At 58.1% G+C, this 20,895-nt stretch carries 19 protein-coding genes; 10 read left to right on the forward strand and 9 right to left on the reverse strand.

The features are described 5' to 3' along the window. Nucleotides 1–17 precede the first annotated feature (17 nt). From galU to rfaH, 8 genes are all read right to left on the reverse strand, one after another. The gene (gene galU / locus G403_RS0103375) at nt 18–896 is read right to left on the reverse strand and encodes a UTP--glucose-1-phosphate uridylyltransferase GalU (protein ID WP_027852736.1); all 879 of its coding nucleotides are present in this window, start codon (nt 894–896) and stop codon (nt 18–20) included. 113 nt (nt 897–1,009) lie between these two features. Next, the gene (locus G403_RS0103380) at nt 1,010–1,381 is read right to left on the reverse strand and encodes a Na+/H+ antiporter subunit G (RefSeq protein ID WP_027852737.1); all 372 of its coding nucleotides are present in this window, start codon (nt 1,379–1,381) and stop codon (nt 1,010–1,012) included. Between the two features lie 9 nt (nt 1,382–1,390). Further along, nucleotides 1,391–1,660 (reverse strand): K+/H+ antiporter subunit F, encoded by a 270-nt coding sequence (locus G403_RS0103385; protein WP_027852738.1) that lies wholly within the window; start codon nt 1,658–1,660, stop codon nt 1,391–1,393. After that, entirely contained in the window at nt 1,654–2,154 is a 501-nt protein-coding gene (locus G403_RS0103390; RefSeq protein WP_027852739.1) for a Na+/H+ antiporter subunit E, read from the reverse strand. The genes G403_RS0103385 and G403_RS0103390 overlap by 7 nt, the downstream gene beginning before the upstream one ends. Then, a complete protein-coding gene (locus tag G403_RS0103395; protein WP_027852740.1) occupies nt 2,151–3,659 on the reverse strand; it encodes a monovalent cation/H+ antiporter subunit D in 1,509 nt (502 codons plus the stop codon). Before G403_RS0103395 ends, G403_RS0103390 begins: the two co-directional genes overlap by 4 nt. Further along, entirely contained in the window at nt 3,660–4,022 is a 363-nt protein-coding gene (locus tag G403_RS0103400) for a Na+/H+ antiporter subunit C (protein ID WP_027852741.1), read from the reverse strand. 1 nt (nt 4,023) lies between these two features. Further along, nucleotides 4,024–6,819 carry a monovalent cation/H+ antiporter subunit A gene (locus G403_RS0103405; RefSeq protein WP_027852742.1) on the reverse strand — a complete coding sequence of 932 codons (2,796 nt, stop codon included), beginning with the start codon at nt 6,817–6,819 and terminating at the stop codon, nt 4,024–4,026. A 162-nt stretch (nt 6,820–6,981) separates the two neighbouring features. After that, entirely contained in the window at nt 6,982–7,476 is a 495-nt protein-coding gene (rfaH, locus tag G403_RS0103410) for a transcription/translation regulatory transformer protein RfaH (RefSeq protein WP_036232434.1), read from the reverse strand. A gap of 175 nt (nt 7,477–7,651) precedes the next feature. Here rfaH and G403_RS0103415 point away from each other — a divergent pair, with 175 nt between their 5' ends. The 10 genes from G403_RS0103415 (at nt 7,652) to G403_RS0103460 (ending at nt 19,045) form a co-directional block, all read left to right on the forward strand. Then, the gene (locus G403_RS0103415; protein ID WP_027852744.1) at nt 7,652–9,094 is read left to right on the forward strand and encodes a mannose-1-phosphate guanylyltransferase/mannose-6-phosphate isomerase; all 1,443 of its coding nucleotides are present in this window, start codon (nt 7,652–7,654) and stop codon (nt 9,092–9,094) included. A gap of 12 nt (nt 9,095–9,106) precedes the next feature. After that, the gene (locus G403_RS0103420) at nt 9,107–10,210 is read left to right on the forward strand and encodes a glycosyltransferase family 4 protein (RefSeq protein ID WP_027852745.1); all 1,104 of its coding nucleotides are present in this window, start codon (nt 9,107–9,109) and stop codon (nt 10,208–10,210) included. Further along, nucleotides 10,210–11,166 carry an NAD-dependent epimerase/dehydratase family protein gene (locus tag G403_RS0103425; protein WP_027852746.1) on the forward strand — a complete coding sequence of 319 codons (957 nt, stop codon included), beginning with the start codon at nt 10,210–10,212 and terminating at the stop codon, nt 11,164–11,166. The genes G403_RS0103420 and G403_RS0103425 overlap by 1 nt, the downstream gene beginning before the upstream one ends. Then, complete coding sequence (locus G403_RS22070) at nt 11,160–12,182, forward strand: MraY family glycosyltransferase (RefSeq protein WP_036232438.1); 1,023 nt, start codon at nt 11,160–11,162, stop codon at nt 12,180–12,182. The genes G403_RS0103425 and G403_RS22070 overlap by 7 nt, the downstream gene beginning before the upstream one ends. Nucleotides 12,183–12,217: 35 nt before the next feature. After that, the gene (locus G403_RS22075; protein WP_051298490.1) at nt 12,218–14,167 is read left to right on the forward strand and encodes a polysaccharide biosynthesis protein; all 1,950 of its coding nucleotides are present in this window, start codon (nt 12,218–12,220) and stop codon (nt 14,165–14,167) included. Between the two features lie 148 nt (nt 14,168–14,315). Beyond that, complete coding sequence (dapC, locus tag G403_RS0103440) at nt 14,316–15,515, forward strand: succinyldiaminopimelate transaminase (protein ID WP_027852747.1); 1,200 nt, start codon at nt 14,316–14,318, stop codon at nt 15,513–15,515. 9 nt (nt 15,516–15,524) lie between these two features. After that, nucleotides 15,525–15,872, forward strand: coding sequence for an arsenate reductase (locus G403_RS0103445; protein ID WP_027852748.1), 348 nt, complete (start codon nt 15,525–15,527; stop codon nt 15,870–15,872). 68 nt (nt 15,873–15,940) lie between these two features. Further along, nucleotides 15,941–16,972: a 2,3,4,5-tetrahydropyridine-2,6-dicarboxylate N-succinyltransferase gene (gene dapD / locus G403_RS0103450; protein ID WP_027852749.1), complete on the forward strand. Its 1,032-nt coding sequence runs from the start codon at nt 15,941–15,943 to the stop codon at nt 16,970–16,972. A 65-nt stretch (nt 16,973–17,037) separates the two neighbouring features. Continuing rightward, nucleotides 17,038–18,180, forward strand: a complete 1,143-nt coding sequence (gene dapE, locus G403_RS0103455; protein ID WP_027852750.1) for a succinyl-diaminopimelate desuccinylase — start codon at nt 17,038–17,040, stop codon at nt 18,178–18,180. Between the two features lie 4 nt (nt 18,181–18,184). After that, nucleotides 18,185–19,045 carry a putative RNA methyltransferase gene (locus G403_RS0103460; RefSeq protein ID WP_027852751.1) on the forward strand — a complete coding sequence of 287 codons (861 nt, stop codon included), beginning with the start codon at nt 18,185–18,187 and terminating at the stop codon, nt 19,043–19,045. Here G403_RS0103460 and dnaG read toward each other — a convergent pair. Then, complete coding sequence (dnaG, locus tag G403_RS0103465) at nt 19,016–20,887, reverse strand: DNA primase (RefSeq protein WP_027852752.1); 1,872 nt, start codon at nt 20,885–20,887, stop codon at nt 19,016–19,018. The genes G403_RS0103460 and dnaG overlap by 30 nt on opposite strands. Nucleotides 20,888–20,895 lie beyond the last annotated feature (8 nt).

A 20,895-nucleotide genomic window follows, 5' to 3' on the forward strand; every position in this document is an offset into this window, starting at 1 on the left:
CCAACTCCTTGGGTTGCTTACCATTTGTATTCCGTCAGGAACTCACGAAGCGCTTCGCCTGTTTCCGGGTGTCTGAGTCCAAGCGCGATATTGGCTTGTAGCAGGCCGGCTTTGTTTCCACAGTCATAGACCCGCCCGCGCATGTTATATGCCTCCAGCGGTGTTTCACGCGTGAGTTCGAGCAGGGCATCGGTAAGCTGAATCTCTCCCCCGGCACCGGGCGCCGTGTTCTCCAGCAGAGACATGATCTTGCCGGGCAGGATGTAGCGCCCAACGATAGCCAGGTTAGAGGGCGCATCCTGCGGATCGGGTTTTTCGACCATGCCACGAATCTCTGCAGACTCGCCGGCCCCAACCGTCGTGCCTCCGCAATCGACAATACCGTAGCGTTGAACCTGTTCCTCGGGGACCGATTCCACCATGATCTGCCCTTTTCCGCTGCTGCGGTAGCGCTCTGCCATGGCGCTCAGGTCGCGCAGGCCATCCGGGTTGTCGATGACCATATCGGGCAGGATGACGGCGAAGTCGTCTCCACCGACGATATGCTGAGCGCAAAGTACCGCGTGACCCAACCCCAGTGCCTGGGGCTGGCGTACCGAGACCACTTCCACATCATCAGGCAGCGTGTCATTCACAGCGGCACGCAGCTCATGTTTGCCTTTGCGAGTCAGTTCGTGTTCCAGCTCGTAATGGTGATCGAAATGGTCTTCGATGGCCTGTTTGCCGCTACGGGTTACCAGGATGATTTCGCGGAAGCCCGCTTCGATCGCCTCTTCGACCACATGCTGAATCACCGGCTTGTCGACAACGGTGAGCATCTCCTTGGGGATCGCTTTACTGGCAGGCAGTACGCGCGTACCCAGTCCCGCAACGGGAATCACAACTTTGGTCAGCATTGTTGCCCTGTTCCTCTGTTGGTCGTTTCGTTAACCATACCACAAACAATGAAAACCCATCACGGTTGCATGTGATGGGCTTGCGGTGAGCCTTCAGAGGGAGGGCGAACGGTTCAGGCGCTATCGAACGGGGGCTCCCGACGCTCTCTGGCAGCACCGGTGAGCTCTTGCCCCGAAGTGCGCTTAAGCACCCGGATTTTATGGTGCAGCGCTGTTTTCGCCATCATATGAGCGCTGACCGGGGCCGTGATCAGGAGAAAGAGTGTAATCAGCAGCTCATGGACTACCAGCCGCTGTTCGTTGACAAAAAAGTAGATCATGGAGCCGATCAGCAGCCCGGCCAGCCCGAGCGTGGTGGCCTTGGTCGGGGCATGCAGTCGTGTGTAAAAGTCGGGCAGTTTCAGCAGCCCGAATGAGCCCAGGAGCACGAACAGACCGCCCATCAGCAGAAAAACACAAATAATTAATTCAACGATCGGGTTCATGATAGCTCCTTACTCGATAATATCGCCGCGCAGCAGGTATTTACATAGTGCCGCGGTACTGACGAAACCGAGCATGGCGATCAGGAGGGCACCTTCGAAGTAGAGGATAGACCCTTTGTGCAAACCGAACAGCAGGATAAGCCCAATACTGTTGATGTAAAGCGTATCCAGGGCCAGGATACGGTCGGGCAGATCCGGGCCGGTCAAAAGCCGGGCCAGGTTCATAATCAGAGCCACGCAGATCATACCGCTGACGATCAGAATTGTGGTTGTCAGCATCCGAAAATCTCCTTGATCGGTGTCTCGTACCGAGACTTGATCTGATCGATTAACGCCCGTTCGTCTTCAAGATGGAGCACGTGGATGTAGATCCACTGACGGTCTTCGCTGACTTCTGCGCTGACCGTGCCGGGTGTCAGTGAGATGGTACTGGCCAGAATCGTGATCGGTAGAGCCCCTTCCACATCCAGCGGAACAGCAACGAATGCCGGTTGCAGTTTGCGGGTTGGGCCGAGTACGCGCAGTGCAACTTCAAAATTGGCCACAAGGATGTCGTATAGCACGGTCAGCGTATAGCGTACTGCAACCCAGTGCTTGACTACCCGGGGTTGCTCCATCTGCATCGGTGCGACCAGCCAAGGAATGACCAGGGCGAAAAAGGTGGCCAGGAGCAGATGGCCGGGGGCCACGGAGTTGTTTAGAAGCAGCCAAACCAAAAACAGGATCAGGCTTTGAGCCGGCATTGGTAGCCAGCGACGGCGCACTGCGCTCATGAGCCACCTCCGGGAAGTAGTGGTCCAAGCTGGCGGCTGAGGCCGTGCAGCTGAGTCGCCGTATCCAGTGTAAAGTCGGTTATGGGCCCACCAAAGATAACCAGTATCGGCGAGGTTGCCAGCAGCAGAAAGACGGCGCTGAGCTGAAGTCTGGGTACCGGCTCGCAGGCATCCTTTTCCCGGCTTATATTCCAGAACAGTGTGGTACCGGCGCGGGATAGTGCGATCAGAGCGGCCATGCCGCCAATCAAAACGGCCGAATAGACCCAGGCGGCCTGATTCTCAATGTTGGCGGATTGCAGGATTAACGCTTTACCGACAAAACCGGAGAAGGGCGGCAGTCCTACAATTGCCATGGCACCAATGAAAAATGCGATACCCAGCGGTACCGGTTGGCACATACGACGCGCGGTCACAAACCGGTCTTCCGCTTTGCCGCGCTGCTGCGTGATCAGATCCGCCAGCAGGAATAGCGCGCCACAGACCAGGGTGGAGTGAACCAGGTAATAAAGCACGGCACCGGTTGCCTCCACTTTAGACATGGCTATTCCGGCCAGCAGTGTGCCAATGGAGAGAATAACCAGCTGACCGATCAATTGTCGCAGGCTTGATGCTGCGAGAATTCCCAGCGTGGCGATCACCAGAGTGAGGATCGCCAGAGGCCAGAGCCAGGGGGTCGCGATGCCGGCAAGTCCCCCGGCCTGCTCCCCGAAAATCACTGTAAATACACGCAGAATGCTGTAGATACCCACCTTGGTCAGGACAGCGAATAGTGCAGCGACCGGTGCGCTGGCACTGGCATAGGTACGTGGCAGCCAGAACTGCAACGGCAGCATCGCCGATTTCAGACCGAAAACCACAAGTAGCAAGAGTGCGCCTGTACTGGCGATCGCCTGTTCACTGCCGCTGAGCAGACCGATCTTGCTCGACATGTCAGCCATGTTAAGTGTTCCCAGTGTGCCGTACAGAATGCCGAGCGCAAACAGGAACAGGGATGAACCCACCAGGTTCAGCACCACATAGTGCACACTGGCCCGGGTTTTCTGCTTGCCGCCGCCATGGATCAGCAGTGCATAGGAGGCGATCAGCAGGACCTCGAAGAAAACAAACAGGTTGAAAATGTCGCCGGTCAGGAAAGCGCCGTTGATGCCCATCAGCTGGAACATGAACAACGGGTGAAAGTACTTGCCGCGTTTGTCATCACCGCCGCACGCGTACAGCATGGCCGCAAAACCAAGCACCGCCGTAAGCAGCAGCATCAGGGTGGACAGACGGTCGGCCACCAGCACAATTCCGAACGGAGGCTGCCAGTCCCCCAGCACATAAAGCTGAATTTCGCCGCTGGACGCCTGCAGTAGCAGGCGCAATGTCACCAGTACCAGCGCACCGCAGGTCGCGAGAGAAAGGGCGCGTTGCCGAGAGTTTTCACTGCTTACCGGGGGAAGCAGCATCATCACGCCGCTTAACAGGGGCAGAATGATGGGCAGAATCGCCAGGTGTTCCATTTACGGCTTCTCCTTCTGCGCCTGGTCATCGTCGGCCAGCGGTAAGCGGCCATCCACATGGTCATTACCCAGGTCTGCGCGCGCACGCATGGCCAGGATTACACAGAAGGCAGTCATCGCGAAACCGATAACGATCGCCGTCAACACCAGCGCCTGAGGTAGCGGGTCGGTGTAGGCGGCTCCCTCTTTCTGCAGCACGGCCGCAGCCTCAACGTTAAGGCGGCCACTGGCAAAGAGGAACAGGTTTACCGCGTAGGACAGCATGGTCAGCCCCACAACCACCGGGAACGTGCGGCCACGCAGGGTCAGAAAAATACCGCAGGTCGTTAGTATGCCAACGCAAAGCGCATATATCATCTCCATATCAGGGCTCCTCCACATGGACTGGGCGTTCGGCGGTGGTCAGTTTGCCCAGATTAGCCAGGATCAGCAGGGTGGCGCCGACAACCGTCAGATAGACACCCAGGTCGAACAGCATGGCGCTTGCCAGCTCGAACTCGCCTACCAGTGGCAGGTGGAAATGATCAAACCAGGAGGTCAGGAAGGGTTTGCCGAAGAACCAGCTGCCAATACCGGTAGCGGTGGCGATCAACAGCCCCGAACCGATCAGCCACTGATAGTTCAGATGCAGGCGGTTTTTAATAAATTCCACACCATGGGCTACATATTGCTGAATGATCGCGACCGAGGTGATCAAGCCGGCAATAAAGCCGCCGCCCGGCATGTTGTGGCCGCGCAGGAATATATAGACCGACACCAGCAGTGCCAGCGGCAGCAATAACTGAGAAACCACCGCCAGGATCACCGGATAACGATCACTGGCCCAGGGGCGGCCGCGTTCGTCACCGGATGGCATAAACAACCGCATACGGTTTATCAACTTGAATATACCCAGAGCGGCTATCCCAAGGACGGTAATCTCGCCCAGTGTGTCAAAGCCACGGAAATCGACGAGGATGACGTTGACCACGTTGGTACCGCCACCGCCGGTTTTGCTGTTAGCCAGGAAGTAATCGGAGATCGATTCCAGTGGTCGAGTCATCAGTGCGTAACAGAGTGTACCCACGATACCCCCGATCATCGCGGAGATGCCCAGATCCCGCATCACCTGATGGGGGCTGGACTCCTTGGGGGTGCGCTGAGGCAGGAAGAACAGAGCGAGCATCAGCAGGATGATGGTCACCACTTCCACTGACAGCTGGGTCAACGCCAGGTCCGGTGCTGAAAAGCGGGCAAAAGCCACCGAAACAATCAGGCCCACAATGGATAGTGTCAGCAGCGCAATCATCCGCTTGCGATGCCAGATGACAGTGGCCAGGGCACCCAGTACCAGTAACACGGCACCGGTAATAACAACGCCATCGGCGGGCAGATGCGCGCGCGTACCGGAGGTTTGGCTCAGGGACATCATTGGTGCCGCCGTCAGGGCGATGGAAAACGTTAGCATCAGCAGCAGATAACGCTGCAGCGATCCGTTCTCAAGCCAGCCATGAACTTGCCGGCAAATCGCCATCGTGCGCTTCATGCCCCGTTCAAACACCTCTTTGGCGTCCGCTTCCGGGAACTGTGCCTGGAACTGGAACAATACCTTGCGGTTGTAGTAGATCGCCAAGCCTCCGAGGAAGGCGAGAATACTCATGGCCAAGGGCAGGTTGAAACCATGCCAGACAGCCAGGCTGTACTCTGGAACAACCCCCTGCAGGACTGCAGCCGAGGCACTGTGCAACAGATCACCGATCACGTAACCGGGAAGAATGCCCACCAGCAGACAGAGCGCGACGAGAATCTCCACCGGTAGTTTCATGTAGCGCGGTGGTTCGTGGGGGGTTTTCGGCAGGTCAATCGGCTCGCCGTTGAAGAAAACGTCATGAATAAAGCGCAGCGAATAGGCCACGGAGAAAACCCCGCCACAGGTGGCCAGCACGGGCACGATCCAGGAGAGCGAGCCCAGGGTGCTCTGATGCAGCGTCTCCGAGAAAAACATCTCCTTGGACAGAAAGCCGTTGAGCAGGGGAACCCCGGCCATGGAAGAGGCCGCTACCATCGCCAGCGTGGCGGTGTAGGGCATGTATTTCCACAGGCCGTTGAGTTGGCGCATATCGCGTGAGCCCGACTCGTGATCGATGATCCCCGCCGCCATGAACAGCGAGGCTTTGAAGGTAGCGTGGTTGATAATGTGGAACACCGCCGCCACCGCTGCCAGCTTGGTATCCATACCCAGCAACAGCGTGATAAGCCCCAGGTGACTGATGGTGGAATACGCGAGCAGGCCTTTAAGGTCGTGTTTGAAAAGCGCGAAGTAGGCACCCAGCAGGAGTGTCGACAGGCCGGTCAGACTGACGATCAGGAACCACATGTCAGTGCCCGAAAGCACGGGGTAGAAGCGTGCCATCAGGAAGATGCCCGCCTTGACCATGGTCGCTGAGTGCAGATAGGCGCTGACAGGGGTCGGCGCAGCCATGGCGTGGGGTAGCCAGAAGTGAAACGGAAACTGAGCCGACTTGGTAAAGGCACCCAAAAGCACCAGAATCAGAATGGCCGGATAATAGCCGGACTCGCGAATCTGAATGACATGGGACAGTACATCATCAATCTGGTAGCTGCCGACCACCTGGCCGATCAGCAGAAAGCCGGCCAGTAACGCCATACCACCGGCGCCGGTAACCGTGAGTGCCATCCGGGCGCCGCGACGCGCCTCCTGTTTGTGATTCCAGAAGCTGATCAACAGGAAGGAGCTGATACTTGTCAGTTCCCAGAAAACCCAGAGCTGAATCAGGTTGTCGGAGAGGACAATGCCCAGCATCGCGGTCATGAACAGGATCAGGAAGCTGTAGAACCGGTTCATGGAGTCTTTGGGCGACAGGTAATAGCGGGCATACAGGATTACCAGCAACCCGATTCCCAGTATCAACAGCGAAAAGAGCAGCCCCAGACCGTCGAGCCGGAAAGCCAGTTCCAGTTTCAGCGCCGGTATCCAGGGGAGGCTCGCCTTGAGCGTCTCGCCGGAGAGGACCGCAGGGGCGTGGCTTAGAACAATGAATAGAGCGGCCGCCGGCAGCAGCGCTGTCATCCAGGCGCAGACGGTACGGTTGTGCCGTCCGGTCAGAAGCGGCACCAGAGTGCCGAGCAGGGGCAGCAGAGGTACCCAGAGCAGATTCATGGCAGGGGGTTACTCCTGTCAGTCTTGCCGTTGTCCAGCGGTTGATAAACCTTTGTAGTGTACAGAGCTTTAGCCCCACTTGAAGGGGGCATCCACTACAGCGGCAATATTTATAGCGACTTAGACCAATGGAGTCCAACTAAAGTGTGAATTTACACAGGGTTAGCTCGGCTCGATAGCGTCCAGATCAATGGAGAGCTTTTGCCAGCGACCCAGCATATCGAGCAGCAGAAATGCACGTTGCTCACCATCGTACTGTTCGAACACCGCTTCCAGACCGACAAAAGGGCCTTCGGTAATTCGCACAGGTTGCCTGGGTTTGTAGGCGCTTACATCGCGCACAGGCGCTCGCAGATGATCCCGAATCGCGTCGATCACCGCATGCGGCACTCTGGCGGGGGTATCACCGAAAGCGATCAGACGGGCTACCCCCCGTGTCGAGCGTATCGGGCGCCAGTTACTGGTTACTTCGCTGAGGTAAATGAACAGGTAGCCGGGGAACATGGGTTCAAGTATTTGAGTGCGTTTGCCGCGGCGTATCTTCTCCACGCTAATCTCGGGCAAAAAGAGTTCAAAGCCCTGGTTTTCGAGCTCCCGATAGGCGCGCTCTGTCTGCCCTGGCTTGGCTTGAACGACATACCAGTGGTAGCTGGGCATTGTTATCTGAGCTCCTGTTATGAATTCGATACAAGTATACGGCTTCACCGTAACAGCTCCCAAACCCGTCGCTGGGGCTGGCGCTGAATCTGGGGTAGAATCACACGCTTTGTGAACCCAGCGTTACACCGCCGGTCGAACAGGTGGTCGTTCCCCAGGAGTTGTAGGAAAAAGGATGAAACTGATCCCAGTTATTATGTCCGGCGGTGTTGGTAGTCGCCTCTGGCCTGTTTCTCGACAAGCCCATCCCAAGCCATTCATGACCCTGCCGGATGGGGATAATCTGATTCGGAAAACCTATCGCCGGGCCGCCGCCTTGGACGGTGTTGCCGAGGTTATGACGGTTACCAACCGGGAGCTCTTTTTCAAAACCGAAGAGGAGTACGAGCTGGCGAGCGCACTGCCTGTGGCGCAGAGTTATCTGTTGGAACCGTTCGGCCGCAATACGGCAGCGGCTGTGGCGGCGGCGGCCCTGGATGTTGAGCGCCATCACGGGTCGGACGCGCAACTGCTGGTGTTGGCGGCCGATCATCTGATCAAAGATGAGGACGCGTTCGCGGCAGCCGTCCAGAGTGCCCAGGTGCAGGCTGCGGAGGGCTGGCTGGTCACCTTCGGTATCCAGCCTGAATACCCGGAAACCGGGTTTGGTTACATCGAAGGTGATCTGGGGGCGCCGCTGGCCGATGGTTGCTATCCTGTCAGCCGTTTTGTGGAAAAGCCGGATCTCGATCGGGCTCAGAGCTACCTGGATGCAGGAAACTACTTCTGGAACTCCGGGATGTTCTGCTTTAGCGCAGGTACGCTGCTTGAAGAGCTGCACCGCCATGCGCCCGATGTTATCGCGTCGGTTTCTGCGGTACTTGAACACTCCAAACTGCTGCAAAGTCCGGATAACCGATGTATCACATTTAATTCCGAACTCTTTGCTGATGTGCCGGACATCTCCATCGATTATGCGTTGATGGAGCGCTCTTCCCGGGTGGCAACGGTACCCTGCGATATTGGCTGGAGCGATATCGGTTCCTGGACGGCCATGAGTGGACTGTCCGAGGCCGACAGTGAAAATAACCGGGTCGAAGGTGAGGTGGTGACGCATGATGCATCGGGTAACTATGTTCGTAATCCGGAGCGCCTGACCGCCCTGGTGGGTGTGCGCGATCTGGTGATCGTGGATACGCCGGATGCTCTGCTCGTGGCCCACCGTGACAATGCGCAGGACGTGAAACATATCGTCAGCACCCTCAAGGCACAGAACCACGATGCACATCGCTTGCACCGGACCGTCCATCGTCCCTGGGGAACCTATACCATTTTGGAGGAAGGTGAGCGCTTTAAGATCAAACGGATCGTGGTCAAGCCGGGCGCTTCCCTGTCGTTGCAGCTGCATCACCACCGCAGCGAACACTGGATTGTGGTCAGCGGGATGGCTCGCATCGTCAACGACTGCAAAGAGATGATGCTCAATACAAACGAGTCCACCTTTATCCCCGCCGGCCATAAACATCGTCTGGAGAACCCCGGTGTTATCGAACTCGTCTTGATCGAGGTGCAGAGCGGTGATTACCTGGGAGAGGATGATATTGTCCGCTTCGAGGATCAGTACGGGCGCACCAGCTGAGTCTGACCGGGTATGCCTAAAGTCCTGCATTTTTTCAAAACCTATTACCCCGACACCTTTGGCGGTGTGGAGCAGGTGATCTACCAGCTCGCCGAGGGGTGTTCTGAACAGGGTATCGAGTCCCGGGTGCTGACTCTGAGTTCCGAGCCCGATAGGGGGGAACCTCTGGTTGGGCGACATCGCGTGGACCGGGCGCCGCTGAACTTTGAGCTGGCCTCCACCGGGTTCTCCTGGTCGGCGATTCAGCGGTTTCGGCAGTTGGCCCTTGAGGCGGATCTGATCCACTACCATTTCCCCTGGCCGTTTATGGACCTGGTCCATTTTCTGTCAGGGATAAACAAGCCCTCACTGGTGACTTATCACTCTGATATCGTTAAACAAAAGCATCTGCTGAAGCTCTATTCGCCGCTGATGCATCGTTTTCTTGGCTCGGTGGATCGAATCGTCGCCACCTCGCCGGACTATGTGGCCACCAGCCCGGTACTGGCTCGCCATCGGGATAAGGTTCGAGTTGTACCCTTGGGGATTGATGAGGCGGGTTACCCCCGGCCCAGTCCCGAACGGGTTGAGTATTGGCGCTCCCGTCTGGGTGACGGTTTCTTCCTGTTTGTCGGTGCGCTTCGCTACTACAAAGGGCTCGAATTTCTGGTGCGGGCCGCCCGGCTTAACGGTCTGCCCGTTGTGATCGCAGGTTTGGGGCCCATGGAGTCACGGCTGCGCCAACTGTCCGGTGGCGAGAAACAGATCAGTCTGGTCGGCCGGGTCTCGGACGAGGATAAGGTGGCTTTACTCTCATTGTGTCGTGGCCTGGTGTTTCCCTCCCATCTGCGCTCGGAGGCCTTTGGTGTTTCGCTGCTGGAGGCCGCCATGTTCTCCAAGCCGTTGATCAGCTGTGAGATCGGTACCGGTACCAGCTATGTGAACCGGGATGGTGAGACCGGCTTTATTATCCCGCCTGAGAATCCCATGGCGCTGGCTGAGGCCATGCGCAGGCTCTGGACGGATGATAAAGCTGCGATGGCGATGGGGGCTGCGGCCCGGGCACGTTTTGAACAGCTGTTTACGGCGCGGCAGATGTGTGAGCGCTATGCGGCGCTTTACCGGGAGCTGCTCTAGTGCGGGTGGCTGTAACCGGCGCGTCCGGCTTTGTGGCGGGTGCTTTACTGCGCCATTTGAGAAAAAGTGGGCGCCAGGTGCGGGGTTTTTCTCGGGGGCATTGCGCCGATACGTCTGTGGCAGCGGATTGGCGTCAGCTGTCGCCTGAAAGCGGTCATGAGTCTTGGGTAAAGGCGCTTGATGGAGTCGATGTGCTGGTGCATTGTGCCGCCCGGGTGCATCAGATGGACGATCGGCCGGGGCAGGCGTTGGCTGATTACCGGCGCGTCAATCGTGATTTTACGCTGGAGCTGGCTCGTGCGTCGCTGGAGGCCGGCGTAAAGCGTTTTGTCTTTCTCAGCACTGTCAAAGTCAACGGTGAGGAGCAGTTGGCGGGAAGTCCTCCCTACCGAGCCGACGATATCCCGGCTCCCGTGGACGATTACGGTCGCTCCAAGCTGGAGGCTGAGCTGGGTTTGAGCGAGCTGTTGGCAGGGAGAGAGATGGAATGGGTGGTGGTGCGTCCGGTGCTGGTGTATGGGCCGGGCGTGGGTGGAAACTTTGCACGTATGCTGGGTGTTTTGATGAAGCCCTGGCCTTTGCCCCTGGCCGCTATCGATAACCGCCGCTCACTGCTGGCGCTGGATAACCTGGTGGACTTTGTTGGGCTATGTACACATCACCCCGGCGCAGCGAACCGTGTCTGGATGATCTGCGACGACACACCGATTTCAACCGGTGCATTACTCAGTCGTCTTAATACGTATCTACCGGGACGGGCCTGTCTTTTCAGGGCGCCTCCAGGGCTCCTTCGAACGGGGGCGCAGCTGCTTGGTAAAGGGAGTCAGGCGAGCCGGTTGTTCGGCTCGCTGGTGGTTGATAGCGCCCCTGCCCGTGACGAGTTAGGCTGGCGCGCGCCGGTGTCTATGGATGAGGCGCTAAAAGCAACGGCTGAGGCCTTTCGGTCACGATGTTAAATCCAGTAGCGATATTTCTGTTGGCGATGCTCAGTGCCTGGCTTCTCACCGGCGCTGTGCTGCGCTATGCGCAACGAGCGTTGCTCGATATGCCCGGGGAGCGCAGCTCGCATCAGGTTCCGACGCCGCGGGGTGGGGGAGTCTCGATTGTACTGGTTGTGTTGGTTGGCAGTGTGATGAGCCAGTCATTGGCCGATCCATGGGTTACCGCATTGCTGGGTGCCGGCGGGACGGTGGCGCTGGTTGGGTTTATCGATGATCACCGTCATGTGCCGGCACGCTGGCGGCTGGCGACCCATATTGTGGCTGCGGCCGCAGCGATCTATTGGCTGGGTGGGCCTCCGGGGATCAGCGCGCTGGGTGTGGAAATTTCCGGCGGTTTCTGGTTGTGGCTTCCGGCTATCGTGTTTGTGGTCTGGATGTTGAATCTTTACAACTTCATGGATGGCATTGATGGCTTGGCCGCTCTGCAGGCGCTCACCCTGTCACTGGGAATCAATGCTGTACTGCTGATCGCGGGTCTTCCTGTGTCAGCGCCGATGCTATTGATAGCAGGTGCGGCGGCTGGGTTTCTGATCTGGAATTTCCCCCCGGCCCGCATTTTTATGGGCGATGTGGGAAGTGGCTTCCTGGGAGTGGTGTTTGCCATCACGGCACTGTTTCATACCGCCATCGACCCTGAACTGTTCTGGTGTTGGCTGATTTTGATGGCCGTATTCGTAACCGATGCGAGCTGGACCCTGGTGCGACGCTTCCAGCGAGGTGAGGCGGTTTTTCAGGCGCACCGCAGTCACGCCTATCAAAGAGCGGCGCGGGCGCTGGAAAATCATGGTTATGTATCCGTTGCTGTTGCTCTAATCAACCTGGTCTGGCTATTGTCGCTGGCGCTGCTGGTGGCCAGTGGTCGGCTGGACGGGCTGATTGGTGCTATTATTGCGTATTCGCCACTGCTGTGGCTCGTGTACCGCCTCGGGGGCGGGTTACCGGATCAGGTACCCGTTTCTCTGAAGCGCTGACTGTTGGCGTAAAGCCGGCACCAATCAAGGTCGCTATGGACGCACAAGGCCCGATCTCCGGTTCGCTGCATACGCGAATTATCAATATGAGCCGTAATCGCAAGAAGGTGATTATGGTGCTCGCCGACTTCATCGCCCTGCCGTTGGCGCTGTGGTCGGCTTACGCCCTGCGGTTAGCCGATTTCTGGCCGGTGGAATATCTAAAGCCGGCCTGGTGGCTGTTCCTGATAACGCCTGTCCTGGGGTTGTTGATATTCATGCGCCTGGGGCTCTATCGAGCGGTTGTTCGATTCATGGGGGCTCAGGCGATCTGGGCGGTGGCCAAGGGCGTAATCTTGCTCGCGCTGACACTGTGGCTGCTTGCCTATCTGGGCCAGCTTGATTCCTTTCCGCGCTCCGTGCCGGTCAGTTTTGCTTTCGCGGCCCTGGTCTATGTGGGGGGCAGCCGCCTGCTGGTTCGCAACTACTACCATTGGCTGATTCGCCACTATATCGATAAGGAACCGATTCTGATCTACGGTGCCGGTGGTGCCGGGGTACAGCTGTCGATGGCGTTGATGGGGGGCAAGGAGTACATGCCGGTGGCCTTTGTTGATGACGACCCGGGGTTGTGGGGAAATACCCTGGCCGGCTTGCCGGTGCATCCGCCGCGCATGATCGGTCGCCTGGTTCGTGATCAGCGGGTTGCCCAGATTCTGCTGGCGCTGCCAACCGCCAGTCAGCGGCAGCGCAAAGCGGTGCTGGAACGGCTGTCCGAGCACTCCGTGCGGGTCAAAACCGTGCCCTCCATGCCCGAGCTGGTATCCGGTGAATCCCTGGAAACCCTGCGTGAAGTGGATGTGGAAGACCTGTTGGGCCGGGAGGCGGTGCCGCCTATCCAGAGCCTGATAGCTACCAGTATCGAAGATAAGGTCGTGTTTGTCAGTGGTGCCGGCGGTTCGATCGGTTCTGAGCTGGCGCGGCAGGCGATCGCTAACCGGCCCCGGGCGCTGGTGCTGTATGAGATGGGTGAGTTCGCGCTCTACACCATAGAGCAGGAGCTCCGGGCTCTGAATACCGGGGTGCCGATCTATCCCGTGCTGGGGTCGGTGCTTGATGGCGAGAGGGTGTCATCGGTACTGGCCCATTTTCAGGTTCAGACGATTTACCATGCGGCGGCGTACAAGCATGTTCCTCTGGTTGAACATAATGTCCTCGAAGGTGTGCGTAACAATACCCTGGGGACGCGGGTGCTGGCGGAGGCTGCCCTGCTGGCCGAGGTTGAGCGGTTTGTGCTTATTTCCACCGATAAGGCGGTGCGCCCCACCAACGTGATGGGAGCCTCCAAACGGTTGGCTGAAATGGTCCTGCAGGATATGGCCGAGCGCAGCTCTAAAACACGTTTTTCCATGGTACGGTTTGGCAACGTGCTGGGCTCCTCCGGTTCCGTGGTGCCCCTGTTCAGGAAGCAGATCAAGTCGGGAGGGCCGGTCACTGTGACCCATCCCGATATTACGCGCTATTTCATGACGATCCCCGAGGCGGCCACGCTGGTGATTCAAGCCGGGTCCATGGCGAGCGGGGGGGATCTTTTTGTGCTGGATATGGGTGAGCCCGTAAAAATCGTGGATCTGGCCCGGCGCATGATTCACCTGATGGGTTACTCCCTGAAAAGTGACAGCAACCCCGGCGGCGAAATCGCGATCCGGTATAGCGGGTTGCGGCCGGGTGAAAAACTTCACGAAGAGCTTGTGATCGGTGCCGAACTGGTTCAGACCGCGCACCCGAAAATCAACCGCGCGTTAGAGGATTCTCTGCCCGCCGAGCGTTTGCGTGATCTGCTCGGTGAGCTGGAATCCGCATTGGTTAAACACGATGTGACCGCTGTGCGCCAGGTGCTTGAAAAAGCGGTGGCCGGTTACAGCAGCTCCAATGGCGCCGTGGTTGACTGGGTTGCATCGCGGCCTGTCAGCTCTGCAGGGGCTGATTCCAGTGTCCGGCACTGACGCGGCATGCCATCTGCGCTATCAGAACCTGCTTAATCGAATTGGCCCGGCATCGTGCATTCGGTATACTTTGCGGCCCTATATGCCGCTATACCCGCAGGAATAATGCGGGTTGGAAGCTAGCCGGAAGGACACATCCATGAGCCGTATGAATCCAGATCTCGATCGCCTGCAGCCTTATCCATTCGAAAAACTTGCAGTGCTGAAGCAGGGTGTGACGCCCCCGTCCGACCTCGAGCATATCTCACTGGGTATCGGTGAGCCGAAACATCCGGCGCCCCCGTTTGTGCTCGATATTTTGCGCGAGAACCTGGAAAAAGTGTCCTATTACCCGACTACCAAGGGGATGCTGGAGCTGCGCCAGGCGATCGCCGGCTGGTGCGAGCGGCGCTTTAAGCTGCAGTCAGGTTCGATGGATGCCGATCGCAATGTAATCCCGGTCAATGGCACCCGTGAGGCGATCTTTGCATTTACTCAGGCGCTTGTAGCCCGGGAGCCCGGTGCGCTGGTTTTGACACCGGACCCGTTTTATCAGATCTACGAAGGAGCAGCCTATCTGTCTGGTGCCGAGCCCTATTACCTGCCGACCCTGCCGGAAAATGAATTTGTCCCGGATTACGATGCCATTCCGGCCGATGTCTGGCAGCGTTGCCAGCTTCTGTTCGTCTGTTCTCCCAGCAACCCCACCGGCTCCGCACATACCCTAGAACAGTTCAAGAAGCTGATTGCGCTGGCTGACGAATACGATTTCGTGATCGCATCCGATGAGTGCTACTCGGAGATCTACTTCGACGAGAGTAAACCGCCGGCGGGGCTGCTGGAAGCCTGTGCCGAGATGGGCCGTCACGATTACCGCAACTGTGTGGTGTTTCACAGCCTGTCCAAGCGCTCCAATCTGCCCGGCCTGCGTTCCGGTTTTATCGCCGGTGATGCAGCGCTGATGGAGCCCTTCCTGTTGTTCCGCACCTACCATGGCAGCTCCATGCCGATCCAGCACCAACTGGCATCGATCGCCGCCTGGAACGATGAGAACCATGTGCTGGAAAACCGCAGCCAGTACCGCCACAAGTTCGATGCAGCGATCAAGGTGCTTGCGCCGGTGCTGGATGTGAAAAAACCGGATGCCAGCTTCTATCTCTGGACCCCGACTCCGATCGCCGATGACGAATTTACCCGCGGCCTTTATGAGCAGCAGAATCTGACCGTATTGCCCGGCCGCTACCTGTCGCGCCCGATGGCCGACGGTCGCCTGCCCGGTGCCGGGTTTGTGCGTATGGCCCTGGTGGCCACGGTTTCCGAAGTGATCGAAGCGTCCGAGCGCATCCGTCGTTACGTCGAATCCCTGTAAGGAATAGAAATGACCACTTTGTACGGCATCAGCAATTGCGACACCGTGCGCAAAACGCGCAAGTGGCTGGAAAGCAACGGTATCGCATTCGAGTTTCACGACTTTCGCAAAGAGGGCCTGACCCGGGCGCAGGTTGATCGTTGGTGTGACGATCAGGGCTCGCAGATCGTGCTCAACAAGCGGGGGACGACTTGGCGCCAACTGCCTGTTGAGCAGCGTGATAACCTTGATGAAGAGTCGCTTCGCGCGTTGCTGGTGGAGCATCCGACCCTGATCAAGCGGCCGGTGCTGGAGCACAACGGTACAATCCGCGTTGGTTTCAAGGCCGAGGACTACGCTGGCCTGTTCGGCGTTTGATAACGACCCGCTCCGAACCACTTTTAGAACGATTATCTCAGACAGACACACGTTACGAGGATACAACAATGGCAAATTTCGCATTCGGCCTGGGTGTCGGTACCAAATCCAACGCCGGTGACTGGCTTGAGGTTTACTACAACGCACCGCTGTTGGGAGCCGACGATAAACTGATCGATGCCGTAGCCGGCGTGGTTGGTTACGAAGGCGGCAACGAAGCGATCGAAATCGATGCCGCTACACTGAAGAAGCTGGAGAGCGCTTTCCTGTCAGTGGGTGCTGAAGATCAGGCGCTGATCACTGAAGTCCTGGAAGGCAGCAAGCAGCCCCTGGTTATCTGCATTCTGGCGAAGGATGAGGGTCCGAGCAGCACGGCCGAGGTATACCTGAAGCTGTCGCTTCTGTCTCATCGTCTGGTTAAGCCCCATGGCCTGGACCTGTCCGGCATGTTCGGCCTGCTGCCCAATGTGGCCTGGACCAGTGAAGGTGCCGTCGCCCTGGAAGACCTGCCGCGCCGCCAGCTCGAAGCGCGTGCTCAGGGGCGTGTTCTGGATGTTCAGTCCGTGGACAAATTCCCGAAAATGGCCAACTACGCCGTACCGGCCGGTATCCGTATCGGTGACACCTCACGCATCCGTCTGGGTGCCCATGTGGGTGAAGGCACCACCGTTATGCATGAAGGTTTCATCAATTTCAATGCTGGTACCCTGGGTGTGAGCATGGTTGAAGGCCGTATCTCTGCCGGTGTTGTCGTAGGTAACGGTTCCGACGTGGGCGGTGGCGCCTCTACCATGGGTACCCTGTCAGGCGGCAACAATGTGGTGATCTCGGTGGGCGAAAACTGCCTGCTGGGCGCGAACTCCGGTCTGGGGATTCCGCTGGGGGATCGCAGCACCGTGGAAGCGGGTCTGTATGTCACCGGCGGCTCCAAAGTCACCGTTCTGGATGACCAGAACAACGACGTCGAAGTGGTCAAAGCCGCTGATCTGGCCGGTAAGCCGGATCTGCTGTTCCGTCGCAACTCTCAGAATGGTCGCATCGAGGTGAAGACCAACAAGAGTGCGATTGAGTTGAATGAAGAGCTTCACAAGCACAACTAACTAAAAACAGCCTGAAAGCTACTGCGCTTGTCATGCTTTCAGGCCGTTTTCGGGAGTCCTAAGTAATGTCCACCCGCTCGGAAACCCTGGAACTGACCTGCGAACTGATCAGCCGGCCTTCGGTTACGCCCGAGGATGCCGGCTGTCAGGAGCTGATGATTGAACGGCTGGAAAAGCTCGGCTTCAAGATTGAGCGTCTGCCGTTTGAGGAGGTCACCAATTTCTGGGCGCGACGTGGCACTGAGGGGCCTCTTTTCTGCTTTGCAGGTCACACCGATGTCGTCCCCAGCGGCCCTGTGGAAAAGTGGCGTCACCCACCTTTCGAGCCTACCGTTGAGGATGGGTACCTGTATGGGCGTGGCGCGGCGGATATGAAGGGCAGTATTGCTGCGTTCATGACCGCGCTTGAGCGCTTTATCGAACACCATCCGGATCACCAGGGGTCCATTGCGTTGCTGATCACTTCAGACGAGGAGGGGCCGTTTATCAATGGCACCACCCGTGTTATTGATCACCTGGAAGCGCGCAACGAGAAGATTGACTGGTGTATCGTGGGTGAGCCATCCAGCACCGAACAGGTGGGGGATGTGATCAAGAATGGCCGTCGCGGCTCGTTGAGCGGTACGCTCAAGGTGCGTGGCGTGCAGGGGCATGTGGCGTACCCGCATCTGGTCCGTAACCCGATCCACGAGGCGGCGCCTGCGTTGGCGGAGCTGGCAGCCACCGTCTGGGACGAGGGTAATGACTTTTTCCCGCCCACCAGCTTCCAGATCTCCAATATTCACGCCGGTACCGGTGCCACCAACGTGGTTCCCGGCGAAGTAGAGGTAGCCTTTAACTTCCGCTTTTCCACTGAAACCACAGCGGATGCACTGAAAACCCGGGTCCGGGATATTTTGACCCGTCATAACCTGGAGTGGGATATCGACTGGATTCTCTCTGGCAACCCCTTCCTGACTCCGGCCGGTAGTCTGGTCGATGCCAGTCGCGAAGCGATTCAGGCGATTACCGGTCGCGATACCGAGCTTTCCACCTCCGGCGGTACTTCGGATGGGCGCTTCATTGCGCCCACCGGGGCGCAGGTTGTGGAGCTTGGGCCGGTGAATGCGACCATTCATAAGATCGATGAGCGCGTCAGGGTCGAGGATTTGGATACCCTGTCTTCGATCTACGAAAACACACTGGCGCGACTGTTGGCGGGGCATTGATTCAATGAACTTTGCCTGCCCGGTCTGTCATGGGCCGTTGCTCGTGAGCGAGGATCAGACTTGCCTGCGGTGCGAACTCGGACACAGCTTCGACCGCGCCAGGCAGGGGTACTGGAATCTGCTGTTACCTCAGCGCAAGCGCTCACGGGATCCCGGCGACAGTGCCGAGATGATTCAGGCGCGTCGTCGCTTTCTCGATGCTGGCTATTACTGGCTGATCGCGGAACAGGTCGGTCAGCTGTTGATTGATCGATTGGGGCAGGATTCTTCGCCCCGTATTCTGGATCTGGCCTGTGGCGAGGGGTACTACACCGCACAGATAGAAGAGGCGCTTAATGGGGCGGGTCTTACCCCGGAACTGATCGGACTGGATATCTCCAAGCCGGCCATTCGCGCCGCCTGTAAGCGGAGTCAGCAGGTGGAGTGGCTGGTGGCTACCGGGGCAGATATACCGGTACCGGCCGGGTCGCTGGATGCGATTACCCTGATGTTCAGCCGAATCATGGCCCAGCCCATGGCGCGCGCGCTAAAGCCGGGTGGGTTGTTGCTGGTTGTCTGGCCGGGTGCCGAGCATCTGATTGAGCTGCGCGAGGCGATTTACGATCAGGTACGCAAACGGGAACTGTCTCCAGCGGAGGCGTTATCTCCCTGGTTTGAACCGCTGCATGAAGAGAAGCTGAGCTTCGATTTCGAGGTCAGCAGTGCCGATGGGCTCAGTGATCTGCTGGCGATGACGCCCCATGGGCAGCGTATTCGGGCGCAGGCGCGTGAAGCTTTGCTAGAGCGTGGCCAGCTCGATTGTCATGCCGATATTCGGATCGGCATTTTCCAGCGTTCAGTGGAGCCCGCTGCGCTCCCTGAGTAGGCGGTTCAGCAGGGTTTTCTCATCACTGGATAGCGGCGCCTGCCGCGATTTCTTCATTAATGCGTCGAGCTGGCTGTCGCTGTTGCGTCCAGTTAACCGCTGCATCGTATCCTGATAGAGGTGGGCAACACCTGCATCCCCCAGCACCGGAGCCTGGTGTGTGATCTCATTAAGCAGCATCAGGTAGGACTGAAGACCGGGTTCGGCCTGCCAATCCACAACCAGTGTGCCCAGCGAGCGTCTGCTATCAGCCTGGAAGTAGGCCAGTAACGCCCGCAGCAGGTCGATATTGGGCTCCTGAATGCCACTGAGTTCCTCTGCCGCCACTGACTGGTTGGCAAGCTCTGGATAGTGCATCAGCAGCGAAATCAGGCTGTTAACCGGGCTGATCTGGACGGATCGGCTGGCCGGGCGTCGTACGGGTTCAGCCTGGGATTCCCCAGGCAGTTCATCCCAGTGAGGCGGCGGTGGCGGTGGGGCTGAATCGGCGCCGTTGGTGTGTTGGGCCGGCTGGGCTTGTGGCTGTGCGGTTGCCCGATGCAGGTCGATAACGCTATTGAGCTGTTCCAGCGAGAGTCCGGTAATCTCGCAGATGCGGTCCATCATCATCTGTTGCAGGAGGCTCGGCTGCATCGCCTGAATCAGTGGCAGTGCCTGGGTAGAAAATCGTGCACGGCCATCCATGCTGTTCAGATCGCTGTCTTCACCAAGGGCGCGAAAAAAGAACTCACTTAAGGGAAGGGCTTCGCTGACCCGTTGCTCGAACGCGGTATTACCCTCCTGGCGTACCAGTGTGTCGGGGTCTTCCCCCTCAGGCAGGAAGAGAAAGCGTGCTTCCTGCCCGTCCTTGATGACAGGTAGTGCGGTGTCCAGTGCGCGGCGTGCGGCGGTGCGGCCCGCCTGATCGCCATCGAAACAGAAAATAACTTCCGGCACCAGTTTAAACAGCCGCTCCAGGTGGTGGGCGGTTGTTGCAGTGCCTAGCGTGGCAACGGACCAGGTAATGCCGTGTTGGCTGAGGCTGACCACATCCATATAGCCTTCCACAATCAGCAATCGGCTCAGGTTTCGGGTACTCTGCCTGGCTTCGTAGAGTCCGTAGAGCTCACGCCCTTTATGGAACGTATCGGTTTCCGGTGAGTTCAGGTATTTGGGCTTATCGTCGCCCAGAACCCGGCCGCCAAAACCGATGGTACGGCCGCGCATATCCCGGATCGGAAACATGATCCGATCACGAAAGCGATCATAGTAGCTGTGACGCTCTTCGTTGTGGATAACCAGGCCGGCGCGCTCCAGATCCTGCTCTGCGGTGTCGCCAGATCTCAGATGATCAAGGAGGTTCTCCCAGCCTGGAGGGGCGTAACCGATCTGGAATTGGGCAGCGATCTGTCCGGTGAGCCCGCGCTGCTTGAGGTAGTTTACCGCCCGTTGGCGCTGATCACTGGCGCGAAGCTGCTGTTGATAGAACTGATTGGCTTTATCGAGCAGGGAAAACTGGCTCTTGATCTGCTTGTCACGCGCACTGTCGGCGGGCTGCAGGCTCTCTTTGGGTACTTCCATACCCACCAGTCGGGCCAGCTCGTCCACCGCTTCGGGAAAGCTGAGCCGGTCGTGCTCCATGACGAAACCCAGGGCGTTACCGCCGGCGCCACAGCCAAAACAGTAATAGAACTGTTTATCGGGGCTGACCGAAAACGAGGGAGATTTTTCCTTGTGGAAGGGGCACAGGGCGGAGTAGTTCTTGCCGGCGCGTTTGAGCTTGATCCGACTGTCCACCACGTCAACGATGTTAACGCGGGCCAGCAGATCATCAATAAAGTGTTGCGGAATGCGCCCGGCCATATGCCCTC

Source organism: Marinobacterium litorale DSM 23545 (genome assembly GCF_000428985.1).
Classification (GTDB): domain Bacteria; phylum Pseudomonadota; class Gammaproteobacteria; order Pseudomonadales; family Balneatricaceae; genus Marinobacterium_D; species Marinobacterium_D litorale.